Source organism: Shewanella ulleungensis (assembly GCF_014648315.1).
GTDB classification, from domain to species: domain Bacteria; phylum Pseudomonadota; class Gammaproteobacteria; order Enterobacterales; family Shewanellaceae; genus Shewanella; species Shewanella ulleungensis.
Window position 1 is genome coordinate 1 of the sequence record NZ_BMQW01000018.1, and the last position, 16,489, is coordinate 16,489.

14 protein-coding genes are annotated in these 16,489 nt (G+C 39.5%); 3 read left to right on the forward strand and 11 right to left on the reverse strand.

The genetic code is table 11. The annotated features are described in order from the left end of the window. Positions 1-185 precede the first annotated feature (185 nt). The 3 genes from IEY40_RS19585 to IEY40_RS19595 all read right to left on the reverse strand — a co-directional run bounded on the left by IEY40_RS19585 (position 186) and on the right by IEY40_RS19595 (position 2,370). Entirely contained in the window at positions 186-743 is a 558-nt protein-coding gene (locus tag IEY40_RS19585) for a GNAT family N-acetyltransferase (protein WP_188959250.1), read from the reverse strand. 116 nt (positions 744-859) lie between these two features. After that, a complete protein-coding gene (locus IEY40_RS19590; RefSeq protein WP_188959252.1) occupies positions 860-1,507 on the reverse strand; it encodes a GNAT family protein in 648 nt (215 codons plus the stop codon). Continuing rightward, positions 1,504-2,370 (reverse strand): ankyrin repeat domain-containing protein, encoded by an 867-nt coding sequence (locus tag IEY40_RS19595; protein ID WP_188959254.1) that lies wholly within the window; start codon positions 2,368-2,370, stop codon positions 1,504-1,506. The genes IEY40_RS19590 and IEY40_RS19595 overlap by 4 nt, the downstream gene beginning before the upstream one ends. Before the next feature lie 98 nt (positions 2,371-2,468). On the opposite strand from IEY40_RS19595, the gene IEY40_RS19600 reads away from it, so the two are divergent. Further along, positions 2,469-3,896, forward strand: a complete 1,428-nt coding sequence (locus IEY40_RS19600) for a DNA cytosine methyltransferase (protein WP_188959256.1) — start codon at positions 2,469-2,471, stop codon at positions 3,894-3,896. A gap of 26 nt (positions 3,897-3,922) precedes the next feature. Here the strand turns inward: IEY40_RS19600 and IEY40_RS19605 are convergent, their stop codons facing one another. The 7 genes from IEY40_RS19605 to IEY40_RS19635 all read right to left on the reverse strand — a co-directional run bounded on the left by IEY40_RS19605 (position 3,923) and on the right by IEY40_RS19635 (position 10,432). Then, a complete protein-coding gene (locus tag IEY40_RS19605) occupies positions 3,923-4,654 on the reverse strand; it encodes a SinI family restriction endonuclease (protein WP_188959258.1) in 732 nt (243 codons plus the stop codon). Between the two features lie 125 nt (positions 4,655-4,779). Continuing rightward, positions 4,780-5,325 (reverse strand): hypothetical protein, encoded by a 546-nt coding sequence (locus IEY40_RS19610; RefSeq protein WP_188959260.1) that lies wholly within the window; start codon positions 5,323-5,325, stop codon positions 4,780-4,782. An 86-nt stretch (positions 5,326-5,411) separates the two neighbouring features. Beyond that, complete coding sequence (locus IEY40_RS19615) at positions 5,412-5,819, reverse strand: Imm39 family immunity protein (RefSeq protein ID WP_188959262.1); 408 nt, start codon at positions 5,817-5,819, stop codon at positions 5,412-5,414. Between the two features lie 95 nt (positions 5,820-5,914). Continuing rightward, positions 5,915-6,229, reverse strand: coding sequence for a hypothetical protein (locus IEY40_RS19620; protein ID WP_188959264.1), 315 nt, complete (start codon positions 6,227-6,229; stop codon positions 5,915-5,917). Positions 6,230-6,774: 545 nt separating this feature from the next. After that, positions 6,775-7,377, reverse strand: coding sequence for a hypothetical protein (locus IEY40_RS19625; protein ID WP_188959265.1), 603 nt, complete (start codon positions 7,375-7,377; stop codon positions 6,775-6,777). A 154-nt stretch (positions 7,378-7,531) separates the two neighbouring features. Continuing rightward, positions 7,532-9,835 (reverse strand): YgiQ family radical SAM protein, encoded by a 2,304-nt coding sequence (locus IEY40_RS19630; RefSeq protein ID WP_188959267.1) that lies wholly within the window; start codon positions 9,833-9,835, stop codon positions 7,532-7,534. 201 nt (positions 9,836-10,036) lie between these two features. Beyond that, on the reverse strand, positions 10,037-10,432 hold the full coding sequence (locus IEY40_RS19635) for an MAPEG family protein (RefSeq protein ID WP_188959269.1): 396 nt from the start codon (positions 10,430-10,432) through the stop codon (positions 10,037-10,039). Positions 10,433-10,605: 173 nt separating this feature from the next. Here IEY40_RS19635 and IEY40_RS19640 point away from each other — a divergent pair, with 173 nt between their 5' ends. Next, entirely contained in the window at positions 10,606-11,826 is a 1,221-nt protein-coding gene (locus IEY40_RS19640; RefSeq protein WP_188959271.1) for a threonine/serine exporter family protein, read from the forward strand. A gap of 227 nt (positions 11,827-12,053) precedes the next feature. After that, complete coding sequence (locus IEY40_RS19645; protein WP_188959273.1) at positions 12,054-13,700, forward strand: ShlB/FhaC/HecB family hemolysin secretion/activation protein; 1,647 nt, start codon at positions 12,054-12,056, stop codon at positions 13,698-13,700. A 359-nt stretch (positions 13,701-14,059) separates the two neighbouring features. Here the strand turns inward: IEY40_RS19645 and IEY40_RS19650 are convergent, their stop codons facing one another. Continuing rightward, positions 14,060-16,195 carry a TonB-dependent siderophore receptor gene (locus IEY40_RS19650; protein ID WP_188959275.1) on the reverse strand — a complete coding sequence of 712 codons (2,136 nt, stop codon included), beginning with the start codon at positions 16,193-16,195 and terminating at the stop codon, positions 14,060-14,062. Positions 16,196-16,489: the final 294 nt, after the last annotated feature.

Below are 16,489 nucleotides of genomic sequence, written 5' to 3' on the forward strand. Positions count from 1 at the left end.
ATTTTTAAGAAATCGCACTAAGAAACACTCTATATGTATTTGCATTCTTTTATTGCTAAGAGCACGATGATTTGACAGCTAAATGACAGACGAAGTAGATGAATTTGTTGATTGATTTTAATTTGACAGCAAAAGCAGTCAAATAAGTTAGGCGCGCCTATTGACTGGCGGAAGGCTCATATGTGTTATATTTCATTGAACTCAGGCTTTAATAAACCATAACATTTCAAATCGTGAAATTCATTTTTCCAGTAACCACTTGCACGACGGATACCTTCTTCTTTGAAGCCAAGCTTTTTCAGCACCGACTCTGAGGCACCATTGCCAAGCATGGTATCACCTTGGATTCTATGAAGCTCACCAAATGGTAGTTGATTTAAAAAGGCTGAATCAATGATTTTGTATAAAGCTTCTGTGGCATAGCCGTACCCCCAATACTTAGAAGATAACTCGTAACCTATACCAGCATTCTTCATCTTTTGGTTCCATGAATTAAAGCCGCAGGTGCCAATTAACTGACCAGTGTCTTTTATACGAATAGCCCACCGAATGCCAATAGCATCAGTGAAGCGAGAATTGAAGAATTCAATTAATTTTAACGATTGCTCTTCAGAATCATAAACGTCTATATCATAAAATTTGATAACGTCTTTATCTGAAAAAATATTTAATAATGCAGGGCTATCATCCACTGATAGCTTGGTAAGCATTAAACGAGATGTTTCTAACTCTGGGAAATCCACCTAAATCCTCCATGAAATATAACGCTTTGCTAAGCGGCTAAAAAACGTTGGCTAAAATTTGCGAGGAACGAGCACAGCCAACTGTTTTGTGTCCGTTTAAGCAACTTGTTATGTGTTTACAACACTTTAGACATTGGGATGCTACCACCATGAGCCATTCCCATACGACCAGTGGGACTGTCGTCTACTAAAAATCCATGTTTTTCAAAAAATGGAACTAAATCTATATCAGCAGCTGTTAAACAAATTTTATTTAAACTTTCTTGTTTACAAAAAGTTATACAATTAGCAATTAGATCACCAAATAAACCTAACCCTTTATGAGATTGAAATGTAAATTTTCGTTCTTTTTCTGGAATTTCTTGCAATGGATTTGCAAACTCAATGTCCGATATATGCAGTATATTTTGATGTAATACTGCGATTAGAAGCTGACTAAATTGGGAATGGTCAATAGAAGGATTTTTTGTTTCTGCATACGTATATGAAATATCCTTAATCGTATCCTCACCAATTATTTTTGATGCCTCTTTAAATAAGTATGGATTTCCAGTTTGAAAGTGAGGACCTAATTTCATAGGGTTCTCATTTGGAGTTACTTGGATATGTTTATCCCAAATTGTGCCTCCTAGTTCAAACATACAACTTTCTTTCATTTTCACAATGTCATCAATATTATCTCCATCAAATTGATGAAAAGTAATATCATCGATTCCAGCTTTAGCTTGGACTAACTCTTGGGGGAATATTTCATTCAATTTCATAGTAAACACCTTACGGATTTAAATAGACACATAACGCCCAAATAATGGCCAAATATCTCTTTTAGAGACACAAACGATTCATAACCATTTTGACCTATGTCGGGTGTATCGAGCCTTACATTTAATGAGTGACCTGCCGTATTCCCCCAAATGTCTTTCAATTTGGGATCTGCACCTTCTTTGAGTAAGAAAATCGCTGTGTCATATTGCCCAAGGTTGATAGCATAAAACAACGCTGACTCTCCGGTGGAATCTTGATAATCAATATTTGCACCAGCATCTAAAAGTAACGAAATATTCTCTTGTAAATCATTAATAGTTGCAACTATAAGCGGACTTTTCTTACTTACTGGATTGATATGATTGGGGTTTCCATTGTTTTTTAATACAGTTTTAAGGAATTCTTTTTCTTTTAAACCAGAAGTTAGCTCAACAATTGAAAGTCCAGTTTCCCAAGAGTAATTTGGGTTACCTCCCTTTTGTAACAAAGACTCAAACCCAACAAAATTTTGTTGCCGCAAAGGCCAAAACAAAATAGGTAATCCATTGGTTCCTATTGAGTTTACATTTGCGCCTTGTTTAATGGCTACATTAATACTTTTAATATTTCCACTTCCTGCTGCGGTTGCAAGCTTTCTGTCTGTCGTAGAAAAGTTTAGTTCTTCTAGATTCAACAAAAGATTAGGCTTTTGTGCCGATAAGGAACACGAAGCTAAAAAAATCATGGAAAGTAATAACATTATTTTATTTAGAGACTTTATCAACGTAACTCCATTTACACTGTGAATCTTAAAGGCATATAACGCCTCGTTAAAAGGCAAAAAATTGTTGGCTAAAATTAGCGACGCAGGAGCAAAAGCCAACTGTTTTTTTGTCCTTTTAAACGACTTGTTAGGGCTTGACCTGTTGTTACATACAGATACAATGGTACTTATTATATGTTTCGATAAGGAAACTCCCTATGAGTACCGAAATTAGCATTAAAGATGCGGCTAAGCAACTAAACATTAGCGAACAAAGAGTTAGAACATTATGTCGTCAAAGTGAAATAGAATCCAGAAAATTTGGGAATTCATGGGTTATAAATGCTGAAAGCATAAATAGATATGGACTCCGCACTGCACATACAATTGCAGAAGATCATCCTGCTTATAATGTTAATGAGAAATGTAAGAAGCCAATTGCACTAAGCTTTTTCTCTGGTGCTATGGGATTAGACTTAGGAATAGAGAAATCAGGATTTGATGTAAGGCTTGCTTGTGAAGTAGATAAATATTGTAGGCAAACTATTGCTTTAAATAAGCCTGATACAGCTTTGCTAACTGATATTAATGAATATAGTGCTAGTGAAGTAAGATTAGCAGCTGGATTGAACAAAGATGAAGATATAGATTTAATAATGGGTGGGCCACCTTGCCAAGCATTTAGTACTGCAGGAAAAAGAAAAGGGCTTAATGATGAAAGAGGTAACGTGTTTCTAAAATACATTGATCTTGCATTAGAGTTGAGACCAAAGTTTTTTGTAATTGAGAATGTACGTGGGCTTTTATCATGTCCTATGGAGCACCGTCCCCATGAAAAGAGAGGTTTAGATTTCCCTGAACTTGAATTAGATGAGTTAAAAGGTGGAGCATTGAACTTTATTATTAATAGGCTAGAAAGTTCAGGCTACTCTTACTCTTTTAATTTATACAATTCAGCTAATTTTGGAACTCCTCAAATAAGAGAGCGAGTAATTATTATTTGTTCTAGGGATGGAAGTAAACCACCATATTTAGTACCAACTCATTCAGAAACTGGAGAACACGGGTTACTGAAATGGAATACTGTTAAACCTGCGATTATTGATCTTCAAAAACACGATCATTTAACTTTTCCTGAAAAAAGGCTTAAATATTATAGAATGCTTTCTTCAGGTCAAAATTGGAAAAATTTGCCTATCGAAACTCAGAAAGAAGCTATGGGTAAATCCTTTTATTCTGGCGGTGGAAAAACAGGATTTTTAAGACGGCTGAACTGGGATAGGCCTTCACCAACCCTAGTTACTCATCCAGCAATGCCAGCAACAGATCTTGCACACCCTGTTGAAGATCGACCGCTGTCTATTCAAGAGTATAAAAGAATTCAAGAATTCCCTGATGATTGGGATTTAGCTGGCCCTATAATTCAGAAATATAAACAGGTTGGGAATGCAGTTCCAATAAGTATGGGCAAAGCTGTCGGGACACTTATAATGAATTTATTAAATGGCAATAAAATTACAAGCTTTACTAATTTCAAATACTCTAGATATAAAAATACAAGTGACGTTGACTGGAAAAAACAATTTGAAAAGCTAGTACAATCACATGGAAGGGAATCTGAACAAAGTTCATTAGACTTTAGCTAATTCTAGTTAAAGTCTAATTTTCTCGTCTAAATCCAGGGATTGTGTGGCTCAATTGCAAGACAACCAGGGTTTGACGAGATAGTTGTTCTCACAAAATTTGAAAACTCCTGCTCACTTAAATGGGTGGTTCCACAAATAGCATTTAAATCTGCCCACATATATTGCCCAGTATCAGCTCTAATACGGAACCACTTTTCTATTTCAGTGCCATTCCTTACTGCACTGCTTGAGCTATTTTCAGAGTTACTACGGTTTTTAATCTGCAACAATCGACCTGACTCATGGACAAAATCTACAGACTTAACTGTTTCTCCCCAAGCGCAATGCCAGCCAAATTGGCGTAGATTAGCAGATAGGTATTCCTCCAGTATCAGCCCTAAAATATTCTCAGCAGACATACCAAGACGGTGAGCATATGTAATGAAGTTTAAATCATTTTGATTTAGCCTACTTATTCTTGCTCCGATAATTTGTTCAATTATTGGGTCTGCAATAGTTCCTGGTAAATTAGAAATTCTGATACTCGCACATGAACTCCTACCTGCTTCATATTTAAGAATCCATTTTCTAATAACCGAATTCTCATTGTCACTGTTACCACCAATATTCCCAGGAACTCTTTCAAGATCATTTGCAATAACATGGAAGACATAGCCAATTCCATGATTCCAATTTATATTGTATTCTTGAGCTATTAGCATAGCTGTATTAATAGCTTGGTTTGTACCTAAAATCCTTATTGCTTCTCTTAATTTCAATTTATACTCCGATATTTGATATGAGGATGAGCCCTAACGCCTTGCTAAGCGGAAAATAATGGTTGGCTATAATCGCGAAGCGATGGCCAACTGTTATTTTTCCGTTTAAGCAACTTGTTATAAATTTAACCACCGACCTTATAGTAACCTAATATTGTATAAATAGTTCCAGTGATAGTTACCAATGATAATATTATTGAGTAATACTTATACCTTTGTTTATTCTTAGATATTTCTTGTATTTCTTCTTCTAACTTAAATAAATCTACGTTATCTTCAGGCAAGGTAGCTTTTAGTTTGTCAATATGCCCCTTTAGATTCTCTGGTATTTTTTCAAATTTAGATGCAACTCTAAATTGACCTTGAATCTTTTCGAGATCATCTTTAGAAATACTCTTATTTTGCTCTTCAACTCTTTGTGAGTTAAGTTCGTCTAGCGCTATAACCGCTTGAGAGTTTGAAACGCGTGCTTTGATTGCTAAGGACTCCACATCTTTGAATGCTATGGGATCCTTTACCCCACTAAAGGAGAGAATATAACTTACCTTAAATTTTGAACGTTTATATTTTTTTTCAAAAAGGTCAACGATGATTCCTAATAAATAAACAGGAAAAACGAAAACGAAAACAACTAGACATATTGTTAATAACATTGGTGTAAAACTATCCATGTACTGAAACCTCTAAAAATTTATAACGCTTAAAGCATGGGCGCGGATTTTTGCGTCCAATGCCTTTACTTGTTAAATGCATTACTTTAGTCATATTGTTGCATACGTTGTTTAAAGATATTGATTGGTAACTCATATTTAGTGCCGATATGAATAAGAATTTTTAGAGTCTCAATTAGATAAATATTTTTCAAAGCATGTCTGTCTGAGTTAGCTAAGTTTTCTGCATTTAGCTCTAGAGTTATTGGTAAGTCTCCATACCTTTTGTTGATCTTTTGGTATTCTGGCTCAGCTTGATTCTTAGCACCATGCTTAAAAATAATCCCAACCCATTCAAATGGCGCACTTCCTGTAAACTCACTATCAATAACTAGTTGCTCTACATCATCTCTAACTTCATTTATGACTTCTAAATTGTATCGGATACGCCTACATTTTTGCAGCTCAACACTTCCTAATACAAGTTTTCTATTATGCATAGTTATCTCAGCCATTTAACGCCCAATTAACAGGCAAAAAATTGTTGGCTAAAATAAGTGAACGTAGTGAACAAAAAGCCAACTGTTTTTTGTCCTTGTTGAATTTCTTGTTATGTTTCAGTCTGCTTACTACGACTATATGCTTTTATTGCGCTATTTATGGCAGGGCAAGCAATTAATCCAATATACCCTATTGATTCAGGTATCGTAATGTATTGACCAATAGTAGCTTGAACTAAGATCATAAAGAAAAGCCAATATAACCCCAAAAGAAAACTTAAGATAATCGCAGGTAAACCTACAGCAAAACTTATTACTGAACCACTTGTTGAATCGACGCTAGATATAACTAATATTGCCCAAAGTCCAAACGGAATACCTATCCATAAAGCCCGTTTGATTGCGGCACGATAATGTTTATTCAACTCATATCCTTATGAAACATAACAGCTTATTGAAGGGCAAATGAAAATTAAAGTCGCCCTTTAAGTTATTGATTATTAACATCCTACATTTACTATCTTATTGCTGTAAAGCAGTTTTATTTAACGCCACTGACAAATAAAAGCGAGCTTGCACGTTAAAAGTGGACTTAATATTGGTCAAAGATTAAAAGCACATTTATTTCAATGCACTACGAAATAAACAAACTATTTGTCGTACGACTTTAGTTTACTTATTAGCCGATTTAGCTTGAAAACACGTCAAAACCCATTACAACTGTATATAAACACAGTATAGGTAACATAAAGGGGGAAATGATGGCAGAAACTGGATATTTATCCGACATTTGTAAGCCAGTTACTGATTAAAGTGTAAAAATGAGCGAGGCGCCACGACATTAGTGGTCGCAGGCCATAGATACAAAAGTACAAAGCAAACACCTGGATCCCGGCTCAAAAGCATTGCCGGGAAGACGTATCTAATGGAGTTTATGTCGCTGGAAGCAATATATGGGTTCAGCGACAGTTTACTCATGTCCCCATGGCACTGGTGGTAACTCAACCGGTTTGGTTAAATCAAACTCCACCTTAAAATCGCGATTCTCACGTGTTAAGCGATACGTAAAAGTATGCGCTTCAATCATCATCTGCCACACATTGGTAACCGACTGATCTAGGCCATTTTGTTTAAAATTGACTATCGACTCATCATCCACTGGGAACGATTGCATATTGGCAGTACCCACATCGCGAGTGTCGCCACCGTACATAGTGACTTTGTCTTCAGAGCCGTCTTTATGACGATGGTCGTGCTTTAACCTTAAGCCTGTGTCAGTTTGGGTGATAACCCAGGTACGAGAGTGATCTTCGCCAACGTGAAATGGCACTTTTAACTCAGTATCATTGCATTCACGCACATGCATAATCAGTTCTTTTCCACTAAAACCATCATCTTCGCTGCCACCAGCAGTAATTTTTCCGGCAAAGGCTTTACCACAAAGTACACTAATGGCTTCAAAAAATTGTTGTTGTTGCACTGAGTTAGCCGCATAGGTAGGGTTTGCGATTAACATACCGCTACACAATAGCGCGCCGGTGAGATAACTTCGAAGTTTGATTATTTTTGCCATGATGCTGCAGATCCCTGCTTATTAATATTTGATTATTCCACCCAGAGTACACGCTTTGCGTATTGAGGACTAGATAACCTCAACTCAGAACCTCAGATAAGCTAAACCCGCATAAATGCGGGTTTAGTGTTTATCACAATATAAAGCTAACTGACTACTTAGCGTATTTAGACTTTGTTGCCCAACCATTTTTGGCCGGACGTTTAGCTCCTGTGGCATTTGCAGGCTGACCCGCATTTTTTGCCGAAGCCTTTGATTTCTGTCCTGCTGGTTTTGCTTTAGTCTTATCTGCTTTTGATGTGCCTTTACGGTCTTCAAACTGATCGGCAGAAAAACGGGTCATGGCTTTTTGACCACCCTGATCTTTTGCTTTAGCAGCGGGCTTTTGGCCCCACTTCACTTTACTTTGTTCGTTACGGGTTTCTGGTGGCACTAAGTGATTAGGACCATTACCAATAAGAGACTCTTTACCCATAGCGACTAAGGCTTCACGGATCATCGGCCAACCTGCTGGATCATGATAACGTAATAAGAATTTATGCAATTTACGTTGACGACCTTTTTTCGGTACTGTCACTTGCTCACTATCATGCTTAATGTTTTTCAATGAGTTAAGTTCTGTATGATAAATGGTAGTCGCGTTAGCCATTGGCGATGGATAAAAGTTTTGTACTTGGTCAAGTTTAAACTTCTGTCCTTTTAACCATAGTGCTAGGTTAACCATGTCTTCATCAGTAGTGCCTGGATGCGCCGAAATAAAATACGGAATTAAGAACTGCTCTTTACCCGCTTCTTTTGAAAACTTATCGAACAACTCTTTAAACTTGTCGTAAGTCCCCATGCCTGGCTTCATCATTTTACTGAGGGGGCCTTCTTCGGTGTGCTCTGGGGCAATTTTTAAATACCCACCCACATGATGTTTAGCTAACTCTCTAATATACTCAGGATTTTCGATAGCCAAATCGTAACGAACGCCCGAAGCAATTAACACTTTCTTAATTCCCGGTACTTCACGTGCCGCTTTGTATAGGTCGATGGTGTGTTTATGGTCTGTGCCTAAATGGCCACAAATAGACGGGAACACACACGATAGACGACGACAGGTTTTTTCCGCTTTTTCGCTAGTACAACCTAAACGGTACATGTTGGCCGTTGGGCCACCTAAGTCAGAAATAACGCCAGTAAAACCTGGCACTTTTTCTTGAATGTCTTTAATTTCTTTAATAATCGACTCTTGCGAGCGACTTTGAATAATACGTCCTTCATGCTCGGTAATCGAACAGAATGAACAGCCGCCAAAGCAACCACGCATGATATTGATTGATGTCTTAATCATATCGTAGGCAGGAATTTTTTCTTTGCCGTACATCGGATGCGGAATGCGCTGGTATGGTAAGTCGAATACAGCGTCCATTTCGTCGGTATTTAATGGCCACGCAGGCGGGTTAACCCATACACCACGGTTTGCATCGTGAGGTTGAAATAATGCACGGGCACATCCCGGGTTTTGCTCTTGGTGCAAAATACGTGAGGCATGTGCATACAAATATTTATCTTCGCTGACTTTATCAAAAGCAGGCAATAGCACATAGGTTTTCTCCCATGGCTTAGGACGAGGCGGCTGAATGCTGATAGGCTTTGGCGCATCATTATCGAAAATCTTTTTATCTGTAGGACCCGACAAATTACTGCAGCCTACATCGTCTGCACCGTATGGATTGGGTAAAGGCTCAATTTTATGTAATTGATCAATTTTACGCGAATCCATGCCGCGCCAACCCGCCATAGGGTCTTTACGCATTACAGCAGTACCACGTACATCATCAATAGCACTGATGGCTTCACCAGCCGCAATACGTCGAGCCACTTCCATTAACGGGCGTTCGGCGTTGCCATAAATCAAAATATCGGCTTTGGCATCAAAAATAACACTGCGACGGACTTTATCAGACCAATAATCGTAATGTGCAATTCGGCGCAAACTGGCTTCAATACCACCAATAACGACCGGCACGTCTTTAAAGGCTTCTTTACAACGTTGGGTATATACAGTTACGGCGCGGTCTGGACGTTTGCCACCAATATCACCAGCGGTATAAGCATCATCATGACGTAATTTGCGATCAGCAGTATAGCGGTTAATCATTGAATCCATGTTGCCAGCCGTCACGCCAAAAAATAGGTTCGGACGACCAAGCTGCATAAAGTCTTCTTTATTTGACCAATCAGGCTGAGAAATAATCCCCACACGGTAACCTTGGGCTTCTAACATTCGCCCAATCACCGCCATACCAAAACTTGGATGGTCTACATATGCATCGCCTGTTACGACAATAATATCGCAACTATCCCAACCTAAAATATCCATCTCTTTGCGAGACATGGGTAAAAAAGGTGCAGTTCCGAAGCTATGCGCCCAAAACTTTGGATAATTAAATAACGTTGACTCAACTTGCATGTATATGACCTACATAAATGGGGAAAATCAGTCTAACTGATCCGATGATAACCTCAGCCTAAAGCTGAATTTAACGGACGCGGAGTATAGCAGTACAGAGGCACTAAGTGTGACTAAAAAAGCAGCAAAAGTGAAATATTTTATTGTTAATTAACCCTATAAAAAGTGGTGATAAGCCCATATCACCACTGATATAGACCACTACAGACCTAAAAAGAAGCCAATATTAGCAACAGCTAAACCCAATAGCACTATCCAGGTCATTAATACGCCCCAAAAACGACCAAAATGAAGCCCGCCTTTGCCTTGGTTAAGCCCAATTGCATGTAACAAGCGAGCAACTATCCACACAGTTCCAAATATGTGTAAAAGATAATCTGGCATACCGTTGAGTTCAGCTAATACCAATAACACCATTACAACAGGGGCATTCTCAACTAAATTACCGTGGGCACGAATGGCAAGTGATAAATCCTGGTTACCGCCATCACCAATGCCTATTTTATTCAATCGACGTAACTTAACTACTTTATAAGCTAACCCAAGTAATAATAGTGCAGTTAACCCTGCGTATAACCCCGAAATCATTAATGTCATGCCTTAATCCTTAATTCGACTATATTATTATTTTGACATCAGCATTTAATATCACAATGCTAATATAAGCTAAAACCACATTTTGAATCAGTTTGGCTATAAACACACGACCTTATCGGTTAATATTCGCGCCAAAATAACCTCAATACCTTAATAAGAGTGACTACTGCCCAGTGGATAATCAGGATTTTTTAGAAAAGCGCAGATTTATCATTAAGTTAGGGAAATACTTACATAAGTATGGTACTCCAGCGTATCGCTTAGAATCCCACCTGCAAACCGTATGCAACACGCTAGGCATTGAAGGTTATTTTTTAATATCCCCCACTTCGATGACTTTTGTACTGCAACATGACACTGAGCAAGAATATAATCATGTAGCACGTGTAAAACCTGGCGATCTTGATTTGGGTTCGCTAGCTCGAACCTTTGAATTAGTTGAAGAACTCAGTTCGGGCCAACGTACATTACAAGAAGCACTAGAGCGATTAGAAGAAATTGCCAATAAACCGAATCCTTATGGCCATAAACTGACATTACTCGCTTTTGGCTCAAGTGCTGGTGCGTTTGCCATGTTGATGGGCACGGGTTGGCACGATGTTTTTTGGTCAGCCATTCTAGGGTTATTAGTGTATAGCCTAGTCTTTTGGGCCGAACGCTCAAAGCGCATAGCTGAAATGCTTGAGCCTATGGCCGCGGTAATGTGCGCTATTTTAGCCACGGCTATCTCTCAGTTTGACCCGAGTATTAATTTACCTGTCACGATTTTATCGGGGATCATTATTTTTGTTCCTGGTCTTGCACTTACTTTAGGCCTAGCAGAACTTGCAGCGCGCGATTTAATTTCTGGTACAGCACGCATTATGGACGCGGTGATGCAGTTATTTAAACTGTACTTTGGTGCAGTACTAGGCATGACCATTGGTAAAGCGATATTTGGTGATGTGACCTACATTGAACCTATTTCGCTGCCTCGCTGGGCGATATGGTCTGCGGTGCCACTACTGTCGATGTCATTAGTGATTATTTTTAAAGCTCGTCTTAAAGACTCTCCTTGGGGCGTGTTTGCCGGTATTGTGGCCTTTTTCTCGGCAATGCTTGGTGGTATTTATCTAGGTGAATCAATCGGGATTTTTGTTGGCGCCCTGGCTGTTGGCATATACTCCAACTTATATGCGCGCTGGATGAAAGCCCCGGTGTCGATTGCCTTGCTGCAAGGGATTGTTATTTTGGTCCCCGGCAGTAAAACTTACATTGGTTTAAACGCTCTCATCTCCGGTGAAACGATGCTTAATCAAGCGCATTTAGGTTCGCAAATTTTCCTGATTTTTATGTCGTTAATTGCTGGGCTGATTTTTGCAAACGTTGTGGTTCCTCCACGGCGATCTTTATAAGGATAACGCTGAATTATCATTGCGATACCCTTAATATCAAGGCTGCATAATATGCAGCCTTGATGCTTTCTAACGATGATATAAATAAGTTAAACACTTGACTATTGTCTCATTCAGGTGTGTTATTAAGCCTAGTGATAACGCAACCGCTTCATTTTACTCACACTAATTTAACGTTTGGCGTATCCTTAAAAAGTCATAACAAAAATAATAATAAGGACGAATTTATGCCAAAAGTAGTACTGGCAGCCTGTTTTTTCGTCATCTTGCTTTCTCACACTAGCGCCAGCGCTAATGATGAGCCGGTGGAAAGCCCACCAGCTGTATCGACAGTGAACAAACATGATGTCGACAAGGTCGCTAATATCGTCATTGTCAGCCACCCTATTTTTGATGAGTCTGCACCCGACGCTATTTTTCTCCATCGTTGGGCTAACTATTTACACATCAATACCAAAGAATCGACCATTCTCAATAGTTTAAGCTTTGAAGAAGGCGATAAAATCACTGAAAAAGACCTCCATGAAGCGCAACGTTTACTGCGTTATGAGCCGTATATTCGCGATGCTGAGATTAATATAGCGCGCAAAGATCCACTTGCCGAAGATAATGTTGAAGACGTTGTATTAGTAGAAACCTGGGACAACTGGTCGCTATTGCCCACGGTAAGTTTGAGTAAAAACGGTGGTGATACCAAATACTCGTTTGGGATTAAAGAAGATAACTTGTTGGGTTTAGGCGTAAAAACCAAAATAAAATACCAATCAAGTGCCGACAGAACAGGTTATAAATTTGCGTTTGATGCACCTGTGAGATGGGTAAAACATGGCAATATTGCCGTGGATTTTTATGATAACAGCGATGGTCAAGCATCTGCATTAGCTTTCAATAAACCCTTTTACGCCCTCGATACCAAAGACATGTATGGCGCAGCTTGGTCGACCGACACTCGCATTGATACCATTAGACAAAATGGTAAAGACATTTACGAATTTGAACATATTATCGATTTTGCCAATATCGGTTTTGGCTGGTTAGTCGATAGACAAGCTGATTACTTACAACGCATCAGTGTCGGCATAACACAAGAACAGCATCTGTTTAATAACATTGATATGTATCCTGATTCACCGCTGCCTTTAGACCGAGACTTTATTTACCCTTGGTTAAGTTATGAATACCTGCAAGACCAGTACACCGTGCTCAATAACATTCACTTAATCAATAATAATGAAGACTTTAATCTAGGCTGGCGTCATGTGGTGACCCTAGGCTTAGAAACCAATGATGTTGCCGACAGTTCAGCATTGGGCTATCACTTAAATGTATTAACCACCCGTGGCTGGCAGCAAGATAATCAATTACTGCTCATGAGCTTAACTGGCAGAACCGACATACAAACAGGTCAACAAGACTTTTATAATGTGGGTTTATCAGCCGAATACTTCCATCAAATAAACCCTAAATGGACCGCCTACTCTAAAGCTAAAATAGCCACATCGCACAATAACTACCTCGATCAAACCTTTGCGCTAGGGGACGAGACGGGAGTACGAGGTTACCCTAACGATTATCAACATGGCGATAATCAATGGCTATTTACCAGCGAAATCCGTTATTACCCTAATATCAATTTATATCAATTGGCAGAATTAGGCTGGGCACTCTTTGCCGATATAGGCCAAGCTTCTGGCGGCCCAGATGAGTTAAATGAAGTGAGCGGCCCCATTGGCAGCGTCGGCATTGGCGCGAGGTTATATTCATCAAAGTCGAGTTATGGCAATGTTGCCCATATTGATATCGCCATGCCAATGACATCGGGTGAGGACACAAATGAATGGGAATTTCGATTCCAAGTGAAGGAGCATTTTTAGACATAAAAAAGCCCCACCCGACAACTGAGTTCAGTTTAACGAGCAGGGTTATTATTAGGGTCTGTTGATCTTTCAAGGTTGTTTTTTCAGCGAATTGTTGGCCATTACTCATATACAAGTGCGCGGCAGAGACTTTGAAGTGTAGTTATTCTACATAAAAAGTCGATAACGCAGTAAAAATGGCCAACAAACGCTGCCCAAAGGGTTCGGCTAAAAACGTTTTACTCTTTGTTGAATGATTCTTTGTAAATAAAGAGTTTCTTAGATGACTAGGCATCAATCCATTCGTCTCGATTAACACGTTTTTAACTCGAACAAAATTCAACCAGCAAAGATCAACGACCCTAGGTATAATTGGCTTAAAAGTGATGCGATACCTGCAAGACGACTTCTCTTGGCGCACCAGGAAAATGACCATTACGTTCAGAGAATCCGCTCACAGCATATTCTTTATCAAATAGGTTTTTCACATTTAGCTGAAACTGGGTTTGTTGCCATGTGGTTGTCCAGCTCATGTCAAATACGGTATAAGGTTTTACGATTTGTGCATCTGCACTGACTTGCTCACTGACATAATCTGCGCCAAAGGCAATTGCAGACTGCAAACTGTCGATGTCATAACGAGTCCATAATCCCGCTTGATGTCGCGGCGCATTAACAAATTTACTGCCATCAGCATAAGTGTCACCCACATCACCTTGAGTTACACGCGCATCGTTATAAGCGTAGTTGGCCATAATGGTCCAGTCGACAGTAATGTCGCCCACTAGCGTAAACTCAAGACCTTTACTTTCAACCTCGCCTAAGCTGACGAGTGCAGCAATACCATCATCTGCGCCGGTGTCATCTGGATTGCTCATGGCAACATCTTTTTTGGTAATTTGATACGCTGCTAATGTGGTCATCACACTACCGTCAAACCACTGGTTTTTAATCCCTATCTCGACTTGTTCACCAATTTCTGGATCTAAACCACCGTCGGCATCAGCCTCTTCCTGGTCGCCGATAGACGTTGGGTTAAAGCTTTCAGAGTAGTTCACATAAAATGAAGTGTCTGGCGAGTATTTATACACAACACCAGCACGTGGCGACACATGATCGTCGCTAAATTCAAAGCCACTCTCTTTATCATAATCATTAAAATGATCGTAACGCAGACCAACTAGCAGCAACCAGTTATCTGTTAGGTTTATTTGGTCTTGAGCATAAAAACCCATGCGCTCGGTTTTTTCACCATCACGATTTTGATCCGTTAAGGTGTAATCGGCTTGATCGCTTTCACCATAGTTCAATTCAAATATATTTAAATTTGCAACACCATCGGCTTCGTAGCGAGCACGCCAATAATCATATTCACTGTCCACATGATGGTAGTCAGCGCCAAACAACACGGTTTGTTCAATCGGGCTGGTTAAGCGGTAAACAAAATCAGAAGTAACACTCACTTCTTGATTGGCACGGTATTGCTTGCGATATTCTCTTTTAATGGTTTCATCATCAATGTTTGCCTCACCGTCGCCATTAACATCAACCCAGCCTTGTGACTCGTGATAGCCTTGAACACGTTCATTATCGACGTAGCGCACTGTGGTATCGACACTAAAGTTATCACTAAAAAAGTGTTCTAATTGCGCTTGTAATACTGTGGCTTCTAAATCTTGGTAATCGGATGCTTCATTGGCGTTGTAACTTGGGTCGACTAAAAAATTACCGTTATCATCAACTGGCACACCACGTAAGCGGCTACCACCCAAATCTTGTTTGATGTAGTCAATGGTGGTGGTTAATGCTGTGTCATCATTAAGCTGGAATAACAATCCACCCGTTAATTCGGTATTTTCGGAGTCGGCATTATTACGAAAACTGTCTTTTTGCTCATAAAAACCACCTAAACGATAAGCGATGTTATCGGTTAAGCCGCCTTTAGAATCAATCGAGCCACCCACTCTGTCGTCGTTACCCGCGGTAAATGTCACTTCAGAGTCTTGCTCAAAGCTTGGTTTTTTGGTGACATAATTAATCATGCCACCAGGTTCTCCACCGCCGTATAGTGCTGCTGCAGGACCTTTTAATACCTCCACACGTTCAACATTAAATAATTGCGGTACCCCAAAACCTGAAAAAGGATCACCACGCATACCGTCATAAAACACATTGCTATCATCACGAAAACCACGAAAGGTCACGCCAGAGTAGCTATAGGCACTTACCCCTGCGATAGAACGATATAAGTCGGTAATTTCGCGAGCGGCCTGGTCAACAATCAGCTGTTCATTTAATACTTGCACCGATTGCGGCAAATCCATCATATCGGTTTCAACTTTGGTGCCCACTGAACTAGAAGACTCACGATAAAAGGTTTGCGCTCGGCCCATTACAGTGATTTTTTCGATTGATGCTGCTGACTCGGTAGGAGTAACAGGCTCATTAGCACTGACACTCATTACAGGTAACAGCAGGCTGAACAACCCAAGATTAACCATTTTCAATTGCATAACACTCTCAACGACAGCACTAAAATTTGGCAGCAATATAGCATCAAACACTAATGACAACTATTATCATTTGATAATTTACATTTGTGATCTTTGTTAATCAAACGTAGTGATTAATGAGGTTTTTTGCGAATGAATATAAAAACAAAAGGCCTCACATTGCTGTGAGGCCTTTTATTTCGAAAGAGTTGAGTTGGCCGATAAGCCGCCCAGTCTTGATCAAGAGCGGAGTGGACAGATTTACTTGACCACATCAGTGCTGGCAATATCCTCACGCACTAGGTTGTAAAAAAC

Excerpts from the sequence above, each read along its gene's own strand:
- IEY40_RS19590 (WP_188959252.1), bottom strand. The coding sequence starts at position 1,507 with ATGAAATTGAATGAAATATTCCCCCAAGAGTTAGTCCAAGCTAAAGCT.
- IEY40_RS19600 (WP_188959256.1), top strand. The coding sequence starts at position 2,469 with ATGAGTACCGAAATTAGCATTAAAGATGCGGCTAAGCAACTAAACATT.
- IEY40_RS19610 (WP_188959260.1), bottom strand. The coding sequence starts at position 5,325 with ATGGATAGTTTTACACCAATGTTATTAACAATATGTCTAGTTGTTTTC.
- IEY40_RS19615 (WP_188959262.1), bottom strand. The coding sequence starts at position 5,819 with ATGGCTGAGATAACTATGCATAATAGAAAACTTGTATTAGGAAGTGTT.
- IEY40_RS19625 (WP_188959265.1), bottom strand. The coding sequence starts at position 7,377 with ATGGCAAAAATAATCAAACTTCGAAGTTATCTCACCGGCGCGCTATTG.
- IEY40_RS19630 (WP_188959267.1), bottom strand. The coding sequence starts at position 9,835 with ATGCAAGTTGAGTCAACGTTATTTAATTATCCAAAGTTTTGGGCGCAT.
- IEY40_RS19635 (WP_188959269.1), bottom strand. The coding sequence starts at position 10,432 with ATGACATTAATGATTTCGGGGTTATACGCAGGGTTAACTGCACTATTA.
- IEY40_RS19645 (WP_188959273.1), top strand. The coding sequence starts at position 12,054 with ATGCCAAAAGTAGTACTGGCAGCCTGTTTTTTCGTCATCTTGCTTTCT.
- IEY40_RS19650 (WP_188959275.1), bottom strand. The coding sequence starts at position 16,195 with ATGCAATTGAAAATGGTTAATCTTGGGTTGTTCAGCCTGCTGTTACCT.